This window comes from Arthrobacter sp. 10N44_2 (assembly GCF_056394385.1).
Map to the genome: position 1 here is coordinate 22354 of NZ_JBFTHT010000028.1, position 15345 is coordinate 37698.

At 64.8% G+C, this 15345-nt stretch carries 15 protein-coding genes; 5 read left to right on the forward strand and 10 right to left on the reverse strand.

Annotated elements, in window-relative coordinates:
• Nucleotide 1: 1 nt before the first annotated feature.
• The 6 genes from AC1DBX_RS20045 to AC1DBX_RS20070 form a co-directional block, all read right to left on the reverse strand.
• On the reverse strand, nucleotides 2-892 hold the full coding sequence (locus tag AC1DBX_RS20045) for an ABC transporter ATP-binding protein (protein WP_476887751.1): 891 nt from the start codon (nucleotides 890-892) through the stop codon (nucleotides 2-4).
• Nucleotides 879-1790, reverse strand: coding sequence for an ABC transporter permease (locus AC1DBX_RS20050; protein WP_476932596.1), 912 nt, complete (start codon nucleotides 1788-1790; stop codon nucleotides 879-881). Before AC1DBX_RS20050 ends, AC1DBX_RS20045 begins: the two co-directional genes overlap by 14 nt.
• Complete coding sequence (locus tag AC1DBX_RS20055) at nucleotides 1787-3523, reverse strand: glycosyltransferase family 4 protein (protein WP_476932597.1); 1737 nt, start codon at nucleotides 3521-3523, stop codon at nucleotides 1787-1789. The genes AC1DBX_RS20050 and AC1DBX_RS20055 overlap by 4 nt, the downstream gene beginning before the upstream one ends.
• Complete coding sequence (locus tag AC1DBX_RS20060; RefSeq protein ID WP_476932598.1) at nucleotides 3520-4779, reverse strand: glycosyltransferase family 4 protein; 1260 nt, start codon at nucleotides 4777-4779, stop codon at nucleotides 3520-3522. The genes AC1DBX_RS20055 and AC1DBX_RS20060 overlap by 4 nt, the downstream gene beginning before the upstream one ends.
• A gap of 5 nt (nucleotides 4780-4784) precedes the next feature.
• Nucleotides 4785-4946 carry a hypothetical protein gene (locus AC1DBX_RS20065; RefSeq protein ID WP_476932599.1) on the reverse strand — a complete coding sequence of 54 codons (162 nt, stop codon included), beginning with the start codon at nucleotides 4944-4946 and terminating at the stop codon, nucleotides 4785-4787.
• Nucleotides 4947-5092: 146 nt separating this feature from the next.
• Nucleotides 5093-5335 (reverse strand): hypothetical protein, encoded by a 243-nt coding sequence (locus AC1DBX_RS20070; protein WP_476932600.1) that lies wholly within the window; start codon nucleotides 5333-5335, stop codon nucleotides 5093-5095.
• 368 nt (nucleotides 5336-5703) lie between these two features.
• Between AC1DBX_RS20070 and AC1DBX_RS20075 the strand changes: the two genes are divergently transcribed.
• Entirely contained in the window at nucleotides 5704-6204 is a 501-nt protein-coding gene (locus AC1DBX_RS20075; RefSeq protein WP_476887747.1) for a DUF3515 family protein, read from the forward strand.
• Nucleotides 6205-6252: 48 nt separating this feature from the next.
• On the opposite strand, the gene AC1DBX_RS20080 is transcribed toward AC1DBX_RS20075, so the two are convergent.
• The 4 genes from AC1DBX_RS20080 to murA are packed head-to-tail and all read right to left on the reverse strand — an operon-like array spanning nucleotide 6253 to nucleotide 10547.
• The gene (locus AC1DBX_RS20080) at nucleotides 6253-7383 is read right to left on the reverse strand and encodes a D-alanine--D-alanine ligase family protein (protein ID WP_026538862.1); all 1131 of its coding nucleotides are present in this window, start codon (nucleotides 7381-7383) and stop codon (nucleotides 6253-6255) included.
• Between the two features lie 17 nt (nucleotides 7384-7400).
• Nucleotides 7401-8468 carry an NAD(P)H-dependent glycerol-3-phosphate dehydrogenase gene (locus AC1DBX_RS20085; protein ID WP_476932601.1) on the reverse strand — a complete coding sequence of 356 codons (1068 nt, stop codon included), beginning with the start codon at nucleotides 8466-8468 and terminating at the stop codon, nucleotides 7401-7403.
• A complete protein-coding gene (locus AC1DBX_RS20090; protein ID WP_476932602.1) occupies nucleotides 8465-9211 on the reverse strand; it encodes a lysophospholipid acyltransferase family protein in 747 nt (248 codons plus the stop codon). The genes AC1DBX_RS20085 and AC1DBX_RS20090 overlap by 4 nt, the downstream gene beginning before the upstream one ends.
• Nucleotides 9212-9221: 10 nt before the next feature.
• Complete coding sequence (gene murA, locus AC1DBX_RS20095) at nucleotides 9222-10547, reverse strand: UDP-N-acetylglucosamine 1-carboxyvinyltransferase (RefSeq protein WP_028278332.1); 1326 nt, start codon at nucleotides 10545-10547, stop codon at nucleotides 9222-9224.
• Nucleotides 10548-10795: 248 nt separating this feature from the next.
• On the opposite strand from murA, the gene AC1DBX_RS20100 reads away from it, so the two are divergent.
• From AC1DBX_RS20100 to AC1DBX_RS20115, 4 genes are all read left to right on the forward strand, one after another.
• Nucleotides 10796-11314: a GNAT family N-acetyltransferase gene (locus tag AC1DBX_RS20100; RefSeq protein WP_476932603.1), complete on the forward strand. Its 519-nt coding sequence runs from the start codon at nucleotides 10796-10798 to the stop codon at nucleotides 11312-11314.
• Nucleotides 11315-11901: 587 nt separating this feature from the next.
• On the forward strand, nucleotides 11902-12393 hold the full coding sequence (locus AC1DBX_RS20105) for a hypothetical protein (protein WP_476932604.1): 492 nt from the start codon (nucleotides 11902-11904) through the stop codon (nucleotides 12391-12393).
• An 850-nt stretch (nucleotides 12394-13243) separates the two neighbouring features.
• Entirely contained in the window at nucleotides 13244-14209 is a 966-nt protein-coding gene (locus tag AC1DBX_RS20110) for an amidohydrolase family protein (RefSeq protein WP_476932605.1), read from the forward strand.
• Between the two features lie 61 nt (nucleotides 14210-14270).
• A partial coding sequence (locus AC1DBX_RS20115) for a DUF222 domain-containing protein (protein WP_476932606.1) occupies nucleotides 14271-15345 on the forward strand: 1075 nt, incomplete at its 3' end.

Genomic DNA, 15345 nt, shown 5'->3' on the forward strand with positions numbered 1-15345 from the left:
CCTACCTGGACCGCTTCCAGCCGTTGGGCAGCAGCGTGGTACGCATTTCGGGGAGGCTCGCCATCAACTCAGCCCGGATCTTGCGGCCGTAGTCTGCGTTGCCCTCGTTGATGCGCCAGATGAAGTTCCGGTATTCCTTGGCTACCTCGTCGGGCGTTCCGTCCATGATGAAATCGCCCTTGTCGATCCAGATGGCGCGGTTGCACATGCCGGTAATCGTCCCGAGGCTGTGGCTGACCACAAACACGGTTCCAGCCTGGTTGGTTACGTGTTCCATCCGCGCCTTGGAGCGGTCCTTGAACTGTGCATCCCCTGTATTGAGAGCTTCGTCGATGAGCAGAATTTCGGGGTCCACTGCTGCCGCGATGGCAAAGCGGAGGCGCGCGCCCATGCCCGAGGAGTAGGAGTTCATCGGGTGGTAGATCTCGTGCTCCAGGCCGGACATCTCCACAATGTCATCGAACTTGGCATCGATCTCGGCGTGGCTCATGCCCATGGCGAGGCAGCCGAGCCGAATGTTCTGCGCACCGGAGATGGAGGTGATCAGCGCTGCGTTGACGCCCAGCAGGATGGGATTGCTCGCGGCATAAACAGTGCCGGAGTCGGGAATGATCAAACCGGCGAGCACCTTCATCAGGGTGCTCTTGCCCGAGCCGTTGCGGCCAATGACGCCAATGGAGTCGCCCTGGTTGGCCACGAAGGAAATCTTGCTCAACGCCTTGGTCTTCACCACAGAGTCGCCGCGGCGGGGCGCGCGAAGTCTTTGCAGAACCGAGGTCCGGGCGTTGGTCCGCCCAGGCGTTTGATTCTTGGTCCGGTAGACCACCGAGATGTCGTCTACTACTACTGTCGGCTCATTAATGTAGCCGCCTGAAGCCTCAGACACGTCCATAGCTTTCCTCTCCACGCCAGAACACAAAGAGCCCGGCGGCAACCGATCCCAGCGCCCACAGACCAAGGACCGCCCAGGACCGCCAGGATGGCGTCGTGTCGTAAAGAACAGAGTCTCGGATGACCTTGATCACCTGAAATATAGGGTTGAAATCCATGATGGTGCGCACGGCGGGGTATTTCCCGAATCGGTCCTCGGCGAAGAAGACCGCCGAGACATACATGAGAAATCGAATGATGAACGAGAGCAGGTGTGTCAGGTCCGGGATCTTGAGGATTACCGGGGCCAGCAGCATGCCGATCCCCAAATTGAAGAGGAACTGCAGCAAAATCGCCGGAATGATCAGCAGCCAACGCCACGTGATTTCCTCGGCGGGTGCCGTGAAGATGACGAAGAGCAGCATAACGATGGTCACTGGAACGTTGGAGAGCAGTTCCCTGACGTTGACCGCAATAGGCAGAGATGCCCGGGGAAACTGGAAGGCCCGGATCATGGACGTGTTGCCTGTGAGCGACTTGGCTCCGCCCATTATGGACCGAGTGGACATCGAGAACGTAAAGACGCCGATGATCAAGTAGCCAATGAAGTTATCAATGCCCTTGCTGGTGCCCAAGAACACACCGAAGATCAGATAGAAACTGAGCCCGTTCAGGGCCGGCGTCAAAACCAGCCACGCAGCGCCTAAATGGTTATTGTCGTTCCCGCTCTGAACCCGTGCGCGGGCGTCAAAGAAGATGAAGCTGCGGCGGTCCCACAGCTGGACCAGGTAATCGAGGAAGTCGGGCCGCTGCCCCACCTTGCTCAACCGGGCAAGGTTGACGGGCACTGAGACCGTGGCGGGTGTGTCCGTCCGCGCTGCTTCGCTTTGGTCCGCTTCCGTTTTTTCCTGGACACTCATCTAGTTACTCCCAGCATTTCCAACTCTCTTGCCAGGGCAACCGCGTTGGCGGCCCATGTTCTTTCCTGCAACACGCGTTTCCGGCCGGCAGCTCCCATCGTTGCTGAAAGCTCCGGGTCCGAAAGCAAGTCCCGGATAGCCGTGGCGAAGGCGGCGGGATCCCCCGCCTCTGCCAAAAGGCCGGTCACCCGGTCCTCGACGATTTCTGCCAACGCCGGCAAGTTGCTGGCCACCACGGGCCGTGCGGAGGCCATGGCTTCCACGGGTTTGAGCGGTGTCACGGATCGCGTCACCTCCAAGTCCTTGCGCGGCACAACGAAAACATCCAGCGCTTGATGGTACAGAGCCGTCCGGCTCCGAGGCACACGACCCGTGAAGATAATCCGGTCTGCGTACCCGCTCCGCTGCGCCTGAATCTGCAGCGATGCCATGGAGGACCCGTCACCTACGATGAGGAGACGGAGCTGAGGCATGTCCGCCGCGAGCAAAGCAAACGCGGCTAGGAGGTCCTCAATCCCTTCATAGGCTACCAAGCTGCTCACGGTGCCGATGAATTGCGCGTCTTCTGTGAGACCGAGCTCACGCCGGGCACTGACCTTGTCCAGCGGTTCGCTAAGGAAGTCACCGCCAACAGCATTCGGCGCGATCAGGACTTTGCTGGCTGGAATTCCGGCCGCGACGATGTTGGCCTTCATGGCTGTCCCGAGCGTCAGCACCAGATCTGCATGCTGCATGACTTCTGTTTCCCGGCGCTGAAACATCCTGTACTTTTCGCTGCTCCGGGCCTCGGGCCCGCGGGTGGACGCCCAGGTGTCAGCCAGTTGGCCGCGGACCTCGTAGACCCACGGAATCCCTAAGGCCTCGGCCACTGCCCGCACCACGAGTCCGTTGACGTAGTGCGTGGTGGTGTGCAGCACGCTGGGTTTGAAGTCCAGGGCCACGGCAAGCAATTCCTCCGCTTGCTGCTGCAGCCGGGCGTCAATGTTCTGGGCCATCGTGCCCGGCAGAAGCCGCTGATAACGGATCCCGTCCACGGTGTCCGTGGATTTCGCGAGGAGCTTCCCGACCTGCACGGGATAGCCCATCCTGGTGACAGCAAGTACGTCCCAGCCGGCCGCGTGCTGCGCCAGCAAGGTGGAATGGGATCGCTGGGCATAGCCGCTGGCGGTGTGCGGCAGCGAATTTGTCAGCAGATGCAGGATCCGGCCGGGAACCGCCGTATAGGGTCGGCGCTCCAGCGACGGCGACGCGTCGGCCAGGATCGCTGCCTCGGCAATCAGGCGGGCACGTTGGCGCTGTCCCGCCGCTCCCGCGCCATCGAGCGCCTTCACAGCTTCGCTAACGGCCCCGGCGTACCAGAGGCGCCGTGCCCGGGCCTGCTTCGCGTGTCGTGCAGTGCCTGCCTTGGCCAGAAACACATCCGCTGTTTCCGGGAGGTTGGCGGCAAGGGCGACGTCGGCCAGCCGTCGAGCCCGCTCCCCCTCGACGGAACCGCTGGCGGCGGCGCGCAGCCGGCGTTCGACGTCGGTGCCGTCACCTGCGGCGAGTGCCGCGAACAATACGGCTGCGGAGGTGGAGTTCTTCGGCGCCACCTTGCACAGGCGCTTGGCAAGGGGAAGCACGGCCGAGGGTAGCCTGCGCGAAAGCTGCAGGAACAAGATGACGGGATCGTCAGTCAGGTGCTGGCGGACAACGCTCTGGGCCAGCCGGACGTTTTTCAGCAGTTGCATCATCGGGTAGTGCTGGCCTCCGCGAGCAGTTCGCTGATGAGTTCCATATAGCGGCCGGCGAGTTGCTCGTACTCGGCGTTGGCTTTGACCCACTGTCGGCTGTCGCCATTACGGACCAGGCGGCCGCGGTCCGCAGCCAGCTCACGCCACAGTGCCGCCAGCTCTTCCGGATCGCTGGCCACGATGTCCCCGGCCTCGGCGTCCGAGACGATTCGGGCAGCTTCTCCCTTGACTACAGCCGTGACATGCCGGCCAATTGCGAGAACCTCGTATGTCTTGGACGGCACGGTGGTTTCGAAGGATTTCCAATCATCCCGCAAGGAGACGATGCAGGTGTCAGCCGAGGAGTAGCGTGCCAGCATGTCGTCGCCGGTCAGGGGTGGGTGGAAGGTGACCGGAGCCTTCAGCTCACGCGCCAGCTTCTCCAGCGCCGGCCTCTGCGTTCCATGGCCCACCATGTGCAGGTGCATCGAGTCCCCCACCAGTGCACTGGCACGGATGGCGACATCGAGTTTTTGACTCTCGCCGTGGTTCCCCAGGTACAGGGCCTCGAAGACGTCCCGATCCGGTTCAGGCGGCCCTACGACCGGAATAGCGTCCAGGTGCACGCCGTTGCTGACGGTGGCGACATTGCGGACTCCGCGCGAACGCAGCGTGGCCGCGAATCCCTCGGTCACTGTGACCACGAGGTCTGCCCGGTGCTGGACAAAGTCCACCACGTGCTCCACAACGCTTTTGACACTGCCTTGGACCAGGCGGGCGTCGCGGGCCAGGTCCGGCCACGCATCGCGCATTTCCACGATCAGCGGGACGCGGCGCATTTTGGCCAGGGCGTAGCCGGCAGCCAGCGAAGGCAGCCCCGGAGCGGTGACAATGACGACGTCGGGCTTGCGGACCATCATCCCGGCGGGGACGGACATGAGGGCTGAGTAGCACTGGTCCAGCAGGCGCGCGGCGCGGGAGTTGCCGTGGCGCAGGTAGGGAACGTGGAGGATTTTTTCGGTGAACTGGCCGTTGCGCAGCCGGAACGGCCTTCCGGCCATCCAGCGCGGGAGGGCCCGCCGGCCGAAGGGATAGTGCGCCACCGGAGTCACGACGTCGACTTCCCAGCCGGAGTGCGTGAACTCCTTGATCATGGCAGTCCAGCGCCGCTGCGGCGGGCTCTGCTCCGGCCAATAGGAGTGTGTGATCAGCGTGATCTGCAGGTTGCCTCTCACGGACTTCGGCGCAGTTGACTCCACGAGGACTTCATCCTGCATGGAGCTCAGGACTTACCGGTGCGGGGAACGCCGGTGGCCTTCTTCGAACCGATGAACCGGAAGTAGGCAAAGCCAAGGCCCAGCAGGACCAGCACAGTGATGGCCTGGACGGCCAGAGGGCTGCCGGTAGCAACGGCCACGGCGGCCTGAACTTCGGACTTCACCATGACCGGAGGCTGAGTAGGCGTCGCGATGACAGCGGGAGCCGTGGACGGCGCCGGTGTGGGCGTACGTGTTGGGGTCGGGGTTTCCGAGGGGGTTTCCTCGGGGACCGGGACCACGACGGGCGGGGGCACAGAAACAGGAGCGGGAATTACCACCGCAGGAGCGGGTACTGGCACCGGAGCAGGCACGGGCGCAGGCGCCGGTGCGGGGGCTGGCGCAGGCGCCGGTGCGGGGGCTGGCGCAGGCGCCGGTGCGGGCGCAGGAGCCGGGGCTGGTGCGGGCGCAGGAGCAGGAGCCGGGGCTGGCTCCGGAAGAGGTGCAGGAGGGACCGGAACAGGGTCGGGAGCAGGTGCAGGCTCAGGAGCGGGGTCCGCTGGCTGAAGAGGATCACCGGAGCCACCGCCGGGCGAAGGATCCGGCGTCGTGGTCAGGAATCGGATGAGAGGGTGGGGAACGGCTACCGCGGCGTTTGCCGCTGTCGCCGTGCCCATGACTGAGCCGGCGAGGATCAAAGCTCCCAGCCCCACTCGTATAGAATTTTTTCGGCTGCACGACGTCATCGACAGTCCCTCCCCCACAGTGCGAGATTGAATCAAGTGTGCGTTATGCGGCCAACACTAACGTCATTGTCGGCAGAGCCCCACTGATGCACGAGGTCCCAGTCTACTCGATGGTAAGAGTCAGGCTGTTCCTAGAGATGCTACCTTTACTCTCCAAACCGGGACCATAGCGCCACGCGGACCGGGATAAGCTGGATCAATGCTCCCTTTCAGCCGTCTGGTTTCCGCGCGCCTGTCCGTGACTGTGGCGGCCGCCGCAGCCGGCCTGGCCTTGACCTCGTGTTCCCCGGTTGTCGACGTCACGCCCGCCAAGGATGCCGCGAACGCGGCGTGCGCGCCGATGATGCTTGCCCTGCCGGACGCGATCGGCGATGCCAAGCTGCGGAAGACCAACGCACAGGCCACGGCGGCCTGGGGCGATCCGTCCCAAGTGATTCTGCGCTGCGGCGTCAACGTTCCCGGACCCACGACGGACCGCTGTGTCAGCGTCAACGACGTCGACTGGGTCATCAAGGAAGGCGACCCCGTGTGGACGCTGACCACGTTCGGCCGCGAACCGGCCACGGAGATCCTGATGGATCCGGACAAGATCAGTTCGGCCACCGTGCTGGCGGACCTCTCCGCCGCCGCGCTGAAGATCCCGGCAACCCGGAAATGTGTGGGTCAAGAGGATCTGCAGAACCTCCCCACCAGCAAGTAGGCCCGGACAGGCGCGTCCGCGCCCGCCCGATTCTAGCGCAGCGCGGTTCTAGCGCAGGCCCGTCTTGCGGTGCAGGGCCAGGTGGATCAACTCGTCAATCAGGTCGGCGTAGCCTAGTCCTGAGGCCTTCCACATCTGCGGGTACATGCTCTTGGGCGTAAACCCGGGCATGGTGTTGATCTCGTTGATGATCAGTTCGCCATCAGGGGTGTAGAAGAAGTCAACCCGGCTCAGTCCCTCGCCGCCGACGGCGTCAAACGCGACCGCGGCCAGTTCCCGGACACGGGTGATCGCTTCTTCGGGGAGGTCGGCCGGGCAGCTGAGGGCCGCGGCGTCGTCCACATATTTGGCGTTGAAATCATAGAATTCATGGCCGCCGCCCGCGACGGAGATCTCGCCCGGCATAGACGTCCGGGGAGCATCGGTCCCCCGGCCCTCCAGCACGGCACATTCGATCTCGCGGCCCGTGATGCCGGCCTCGATGACCAGCTTGGGGTCGTGCTCGCGGGCGATCTCTATGGCGGCGTCGAGGCCCTCGAGGGAGTCCACCTTGGATATTCCCATGGAAGACCCTGCCCGGGCCGGTTTGACGAATACCGGGAAGCCGAGCTGGTCCACGCGCTTGCGGACGGTCTCGGGATCGTTTCGCCACTGCCGGTCAGTCACGGCGATGTAGGGTCCCACATGGAGCCCGGCCGATTCAAAGACCACCTTCATGAAGTGCTTGTCCATGCCGACGGCGGACGCGAGCACCCCCGCGCCCACGTAGCGGGTGTCGGACAATTCCAGGAGGCCCTGGATGGTGCCGTCTTCGCCGAAGGGCCCGTGCAGCAGCGGGAAGACGACGTCGACGGCGCCCAGCTCCTGCGGGACGGTGTTCGGGGCTGCGACGATCAGCTGGTGCTCGCCGCCGATTTCGGCCAGGGTGACGGTCTGCGCCGAGGGGGCCACCTCGGGCAGCGACGAGGCGGAGAGCGACCACTCGTCGGTTCCGCCGGAGGCCAAAACCCACTGGCCGGTCTTGGCGATCCCGATCGGGATGACGTCGTACTTGTCCTTGTCGATGGCGCCCAGGACGCCGGCGGCTGTCACGCAACTGACGGCGTGCTCGCTGGAGCGGCCGCCGAACAGCACCGCCACCCGGGGCTTGGGCTGGCCCGTACGGCCTTCTGTGGTCATATTGTTCTCTGACACTCTCAGTGATCGCCTTCGGGTTTCAGGTCCCGGGACAGCAGCAGCGGCCCCAGTTCGTCTACGGACAGTTTTCCGGCAAGGACCGCGACGACGGCGGCCGTGATCGGCATATCGACGCCGAGCTTTCCGGCAAGTTCGTGCACCGCCTGGCTGGACTTGATGCCTTCAGCCGTCTGCTTCATTTCGGCGGTGACCTGCTCGAGGGTCAGCCCCTTGCCCAGCAGCCTGCCGGCCGTGTGGTTTCGGGACAGGGGCGAGGAACAGGTGGCTACCAGGTCACCCAGTCCGGCAAGCCCCGCCATGGTCCGGGCTTCGCCGCCCAGGGCGAGCGTCAGCCTGGAGGTCTCCGCCAAGCCGCGGGTGATGACCGAGGCCTTCGTGTTGTCGCCCATCTGCTTGCCTTCACAAATGCCGACGGCCAGGGCAATGACGTTCTTGACGATCCCGCCGATTTCGACGCCGACCACATCGTTGGTGGTGTACGGGCGGAAATAGGGCGCGGTGCAGCTGCGCGCGATCCAGCCGGCAGTGACCGGTTCCGTGCAGGCGACGACGGATGCTGTTGGTTCTTCCCGGGCGATCTCCATGGCCAGGTTGGGGCCGGATACCACGGCAACCCGGTCCGCGGGCAGGTCCAGCTCCGTGCAGATGACCTCGCTCATTCGGGCGTCGGTGTGGAGCTCGAGGCCCTTCATCAGGGACACCACGACGGCTCCAGGCGCCAGATGCTCCTTCCAGGCCCGCAGTTGCGGCCGCAGGGTTTGTGCCGGCACGGCAAGGATGACCAGCTCCGCGCCCGCCAGGACCTCGGAAACGTCCTTCGACGCTGTGATGCTGGACGGCAGCGTGATGCCCTTCAGATACTGCTCGTTGCGGTGCAGGGTGTTGATCTGGTCCACGATTTCGGGGCGCCGGCCCCAGAGGCGGATGTTTCGTTCGACCCCGGAGGCCGTGGCGGCGTCAGCAACAACCTTGGCGAAGGTGGTACCCCAGGAACCTGCCCCCAGAACGGCCACTGTGGTGGCGGACCCGGATTCGCGGGCGGCCGACGTCGCTAGATCTGTCGTCACGTTGTGACGTCCGGGTCTATACGGCCGTGGGTTGGCTGGTTGTGCGCCGCCGGGTTCCAGCGTTGCGCGGGCGCTTGTTCTCCACGCAGTCCTGCCAGGAGGCCGGTGATGGCGTCCATGATGGCATTCGTGGCTGCGTCGAGCGTCGCCTTGTCCAGCGGGTGGCCCTCAAACGCGCTCAGGTCCACGGGATCCCCGACCACCAGGCGGGAGGTCTTGCGGGGGAAAATGTAGAAACGTTTCGCATACCGCGGGAAGACCTCTTGGGCACCCCAGTGGGCGATCGGCACGACGGGAATGCCGCTCTCCAGTGCCATCCGCGCGGCACCGGTGTGCCCTTTCATCGGCCAGAGTGCCGGGTCCCGGGTCAGGGTTCCCTCTGGGTAGATGATGATCGCCCCGCCTTCGTTCACGATCTCTTTGGCGAGTTGCAGCGAACGGTTCGCCCCCGTCGTCGAACGTTCCACAGGGATCTGCTTGGTGGAGCGCAGGACGGCACCAAGGACCGGCACCTTGAAGAGGCCGGCCTTGGCGAGGAAATGCGGCATCCGTTTCTGGTTGTAGAGCATGTGCCCCACCACCAGCGGGTCGATTTCCGTGCAGTGGTTGGGCGCGGCGATGAAGCCCCCGGCGGGGAGCTTTTCGAGGCCTTCCCACTTCTTTCCCATGAGGAGGTTCATCACGGGCCGGATGATCCCGGCGACTGTCACGAACGTGACGTGGCTCTTGGCCGATTCCTTCACGGGTCCCCCGCTACTTGGCCGAGGTGATGTCGAAATCGGCGCCGAGGCCCGCGAGCTTCTCGGTAAAGCGCTCGTAGCCGCGGTTGATGATGTCGATTCCCGTGACGCGGGAGGTGCCGGTGGCGGCCAGGGCGGCAATGAGGTGGCTGAATCCGCCGCGCAGGTCCGGGACGTCGATGTCGGTGCCCTTGAGCTGCGCCGGACCGGAGATGACGGCGGAGTGCAGGAAGTTGCGCTGGCCGAAGCGGCACGGCACGCTGCCGAGGCACTCGCGGTGGACCTGGATATTGGCGCCCATGCGGATCAGTGCATCGGTGAAGCCGAACCGGTTCTCGTAGACGGTCTCGTGGACAATCGAAACGCCCTCGGCCTGGGTCAGGGCGACGATGAGCGGCTGCTGCCAGTCCGTCATGAATCCGGGGTGCACGTCTGTTTCCAGGACCAGGGGGTTGAGCTTGCCGCCGCGGTGGTAGAAGCGGATGCCGTCGTCGCCGATGTCCATGCCGCCGCCGACCTTGCGGTACGTGTTCAGGAAGGTCATCATGTCGCGCTGCGTGGCGCCTTCGACAAAGATGTCGCCGCGGGTGACCAAGGCCGCGGAAGCCCAGGAGGCGGACTCGTTGCGGTCCGAGAGGGCGCGGTGGTTGTAGCCGCCGAGGTCCCGGACGCCTTCGATGCGGATGGTGCGGTCAGTCTGGACGCTGATGATGGCGCCCATCTTCTGCAGCACCGCGATCAGGTCCACGATTTCCGGTTCGGTGGCCGCCCCGGAGAGTTCGGTGATGCCTTCGGCGCGCGTGGCGCTCAGCAGGACCTGCTCGGTGGCGCCCACGGACGGGTAGGGCAGCGCAATCTTGGCGCCCTTGAGCCCGTTGGGCGCGGAGATGTGGATGCCGCCGGGGCGCTTTTCCACGACGGCGCCGAACTGGCGCAGGACATTGAGGTGGTAATCGATCGGACGGTCGCCGATCTTGCAGCCACCCAGGTCCGGGATGAAGGCCTCGCCGATGGCATGGATCAGCGGCCCGCACAGCAGGATCGGGATGCGCGAATCGCCGGCGTGGGCGTCGATGGCCGTGCTGGAGGCCGTCTTGGCGCCCTTCGGGTCAAGCGTCAGATCGCCGGTCACGGGATCCTTGTCCACCCTGACGCCGTGCAGCTGGAGCAGGCTCGTGACAACCTCGACGTCCTTAATTTCAGGCACGTTGCGCAACACCGATGGCTCATTGCCCAAAAGGGCAGCAACCATCGCCTTGGGGACAAGATTCTTGGCCCCGCGAACGGTAACGCGGCCAGTTAGCGGGACGCCTCCGCGGATTGTCAGAACACTACTCATATACCGGTTTCCTCACGACTACTCGCCCCCAAATCCTTACAAAGGCTCCAGCTAAGCATAGGAGCATCCGTTACCGATCTGAAATACGGAGCGGTTCCAAGGGCCTCGTGTTGGCCCTTTCGGCACGGATGCGGCGGCGCTTTCGCGCCAGCGGACGTTGCATCGGGTGGACGCTGAGGGTTTGCCCGGTGCACCGAGGACCGGACCGACTCCTGAGAAAAGGAGAACCCTTCGAATACGATCGTGTGATGCCTCGCCTTATCGCTCCGGACGTCAGTTATCACTCCTCCTGGCTGGAAGGATCCGCCGAATTTGACGGCGCCCACCGGGACGGCGCGGGTGCGGAGGACTGGCCACTGGAAGAACTCGAAGATGACCAGTCGTTCCGCCGCTTCGTCGATGCCCTCGTCAACGATGCCCGGCCGGAGAGCCCGAGGAAACCAGGGTACGTACCCTGCACATACCTGTGGATCGTAAATGGTGACACTTTCCTTGGCTCACTGGCCATCCGGCACGAGCTGAACGATTTCCTCCTCAATCAGGGTGGGCACATCGGCTACAGCGTGAGGCCCTCCGCACGGCGCCGCGGCCACGCAGCTGCCGCCTTGGCCAACGCCCTGCCAATTGCCAGGGAGCTGGGCATCGCCCGAATTCTCCTCACTTGCGATGAAGATAACGCCGGTTCCCGGGCCACAATCGAAAAGAACGGTGGCGTCTACGAAGACAGCCGCAACGGCAAACGCCGCTACTGGGTCGTGCCTGCCTAACCGGAAGCACAAGTAGAAGGAATCTCAATGCTGTTGTCAGTGGATTCCTGAGGTGCCGACTAGGGCGTGGCGTCCCTCGCCGTCGGCGTTACTACTCGGGGTTTGTGCGCCTTGGTGTTGCTCATCAGTTGTTCCTTTCGGCGGGTGGGGCGGCTTAGGTGACCGGCCAACTCCACTTCTCCCCCGACTCTTCTATGTCTGCCAAGCGACTGGAAACGGACTGCGGGCGCTGACCCACCGGCTTGCCCCTCCCCCTCGTCGTTGTTTTGCCTGCTGGCGGAGCAGCGCGTAGCTGTGCCCGACGGAGCCGGGGCAACCCTAAGGGCAAACAGACGATGGATTGTGGGAAGAAATAAGCGAAGCGCCGACACAAGGCATCGGCTGCGCAGCCGTCCGCAGGACGGTTGAGCCGGTGGAGCGGGCACGTATGATCCAACGGACAGCAGCAAAAAAAGAAGAATGCCTATGCTGTCCGAGCGCAGCGAGGCCCTTTTTGTTCTTGATGCGTAACCCTGAAGTACGGGTCTGACCCCGAGGATTCCACTCGTGCATCAGACCCAGCTCAACGAAAGGTGGAGGCACAACTGATGGTGACCGTGAATGCTGCCCTCGACCCTTATCGCAACTGGGCCGAGCCTCGCGACGGCGTTGGCTCGAACCCATTCCGACTGGCCAGCAAGGTGGAGTCGCAGGCCTCAATCGACGAAGTTTCACGGGCTTGGCCCACTGGCGCGCTTCTGCCCGAGTTGGAAGCACTTTGGCTATCAAGTCGCGAGGCGTGGCTGTTTCAAGACATCGACTACGGCCAATGGGGCCTGCACATCCTCGACCCCGCAGCGGCGGCGGCGCGCACCAACGCCGAGCGTGCGAGCCGACCGGGCGACTTTGAGGCGACCGATGCCGTGGTCGGCGAGTTCCTCGGCGACAGCCACCTCTTGGTGCTTGAAGCCAACGGCGGCGTCTTGGTCGCGCTGCCCTTGGATCCGCGCACTGATTGGCCACGGGTGGCACCCAGGCTATCCGAGTTCCTGACTCGGTATCTCGAAGCTGTTGGCGACAAGTACTGGGAGAGCTCCTGACCTCAACCAGAGCGCTCCCAGGCCTCGGCGTGGACCTCCTGTAGGGCCGCCGAAGCCCTCACTACAAGTCCGGCACTGCTCCAGTAGCTGTTCGCCACCGCGGGGGCTGCTCGAAGCGCGGAGTATTCCGCGGGGGAGACCTTAGTCGGCCTTACGGGATGATTCCAGGAATTCCCCGTGGTTCCAGCTAACGGTAGTGGCGTGCGGGTGGAACCCGGCAGGTAACCGCGCCGTCGTGTCCTTATCCGGCGATCATGTCGCGTCTCTCAATCAGCGGTCGGGTCATCGCGGGGCGGCGGGCGGCCAATCCTTCGGAGCCGTCACGACATGAGCCGTCCGGCCACAGCAACAAAGCCATACCCGCCTCCCCCGGGTAGCCACGACCCTACAACGGCCACGGAACCACCCGACAACAACATAAGGAATCTCAATGCTGTTGTCAGTGGATTCCTGAGGCCTATGGCTAGGGGCCGAGGCACTTGGCGGTCGTAGTTCCGGGATAGGGTCTGCGCGTTTTGCTGTTGCTCATGGATTGTTCCTTTCACGTGGGCGGGGCGGCACCTGTTCATGTGTCCTTCAGCACGTTCATTTACGCGCTCTAGCCTCTGCCGTCACCTGTCACCTCGACCCCCGGACGCGCGCTGACCACGGAGAACCAGCAGGGCGACTAAGAGAACGGCTCCCAGCGCCCGCGGCGGTTGGTACACACGAGTTCGACGAGCACCCATTGACGGTCTAGCTCAGTCGCAGGCACCGTTCGGCGGTCTGCTCAGGGGTCGGATTTGCGAGTAGATTGTTCACATCCGCTGAGGGCCCGCATATCAGCGAAACGACGTGGACAAGGATCCGGATGGGCCGGCCGTACCGCATTGACACTCATCAGCACATCGTTCCGCCTGGGTATGCGCGCTGGATGCTTGAAAAGGGCATCCGCCCCGGCGGCATTGGCCTGCCGTCGTGGTCCGAGCGCTCAGCGTTGAAGTTCATGGACAGGCACGACGTGCAGACCGGCATCTTGTCCCTGTCCACTCCCGGCGTGTACTTCGGGGACGCTGCGGAAGCACGGCGGCGGGCGCGGGAGATCAACGAATACAGTGCAGAGGTGGTCGCGGCCCGGCCTGAGCGGTTCGGGTTCTTCGCGACGCTCACGCTGCCGGACGTGCAAGGCGCCCTGGCGGAGGCCCAGTACGCCCTGGACACCCTGCTCGCGGACGGGATCGTTTTGTTGGCCAACAACGCCGGCCGCTATCTGGGCGATCCTGGCTTTGAGCCTCTGCTGGAGTTCCTGCACCACCGGCGGGCCGTAGTGTTCGTCCACCCCGCTGAACTGCCCGGTCCGGCGGTGCCGGGCATACCCGCCTTTGCCGCAGATTTCATGCTCGACACGACCCGCACCGCTATCAACCTGATCCTGTCCGGTGCGATGGAAAAGTTCTCGGGAATCAGGTTCATCCTGGCCCACGCGGGCGGCTTCGTGCCTTACATCGCCTACAGGATCCTGCTGACGATGCTCAACGATAAGGACCTGGCCCTCAGCGCACTGGCGGCGCTGGGAGATAAGAAGCAGTCCATCTTGCGGCGGTTTTATTACGACGTGGCCCTATCCGCCAGCCCGGCGGCCCTGCCCAGCCTGCTCGAGGTAGCTGACCCGGGCCGCATCACATACGGAACTGACTTCCCGTTCGCACCCTCTGCGGCGATCGATTTCCTGAATATGGAGTATGAAAATTATCCGCTGGACGCCTCCGTGCGCGCGGCGATAGACCGCGGCAATGCCTTGGCGCTTTTTCCCCGGCTGAGGCCTGAGCAGACTTAGTTCACATTGTGCGCGTTGCGCTCCCTGACAGGAGGGGTTCCGGTGGAGGACGGGTGAGCCGGTGGAGCGGGCACGTACGATCCGCAGGAAAGAACCTGATTGTCAGAGGTCCCCCGCCGCGTCCGCGGAACAGGCCCGGCTCGCCGTGGCCTTCGACCTGCTCCAACGCCGCGAACAAGCCCGGCTCGGGGTCCCGGCCGAGAAGCTTGGCGCCGGGGTCGGCGGGCAGATTGCCCTGGCCCGGCGCGAATCTCCCGCCAGGGGCGGCCGGCTCCTGGGCCTGGCCAAAGCCCTCGTGACCGAGATGCCGCACACCCTTACCGCCCTGGAAACCGGGCAGCTGAACGAATGGCGCGCCACCCTGCTGGTGCGTGAAACCGCGTGCCTGAGCGCCGCGGACCGGGCCGCAGTCGACGCCGAACTCGCCGCCGATGCCGGGACGTTCGCCGGGGCCGGTGACCGGTCCCTGGTCGCCGCGGCCCGGGCCACCGCGTACCGGCGTGACCCCCGCTCCGTCACCGAACGCGCCGCGCACGCCGCCACCGAGCGGCACGTCAGCCTCCGCCCGGCCCCGGACACCATGTGCCACCTGACCGCCCTGCTGCCCGTGACCGCCGGCGTCGCCGTCTACAAGGCGTTGAGCGGGCACGCCGACACCCTCCATGCCGCCGGGGATCCGAGGGGCCGCGGGCAGCTGATGGCCGATGCGCTGGTCGAACGCATCACCGGCACCCCCGGCGGGATCACCGGCGTCGAAATCCAGCTCGTCATCACCGACCGCACCCTCTTCCAGGGCAACGCCGAACCCGCCGTCCTGCCCGGCTACGGCACCGTCCACGCCGGCTGGGCCCGTACCCTCATCAACGGCACAAGGGGTGCACACAGCGGTGACGGCGGCCGTCCCCCCGGACCCGGCCGTCCCCCCGGACCCGGCCGTCCCCCGGGATACAGTGGTCCCCCTGCACCCGGCGCCGCGGCCCCAAACACGGACAGAAACACGGACAGAAACGGTGACGGCCAGTCCGGCGGTCCGGGGCACAGTGGTCGCCCTGGACCGGGTGGCACCGGAGGGAGCGGCGATGACCCCGCGTTCAACCTCTGGCTCCGGCGGCTCTACACCCACCCCGGGAGCGGGG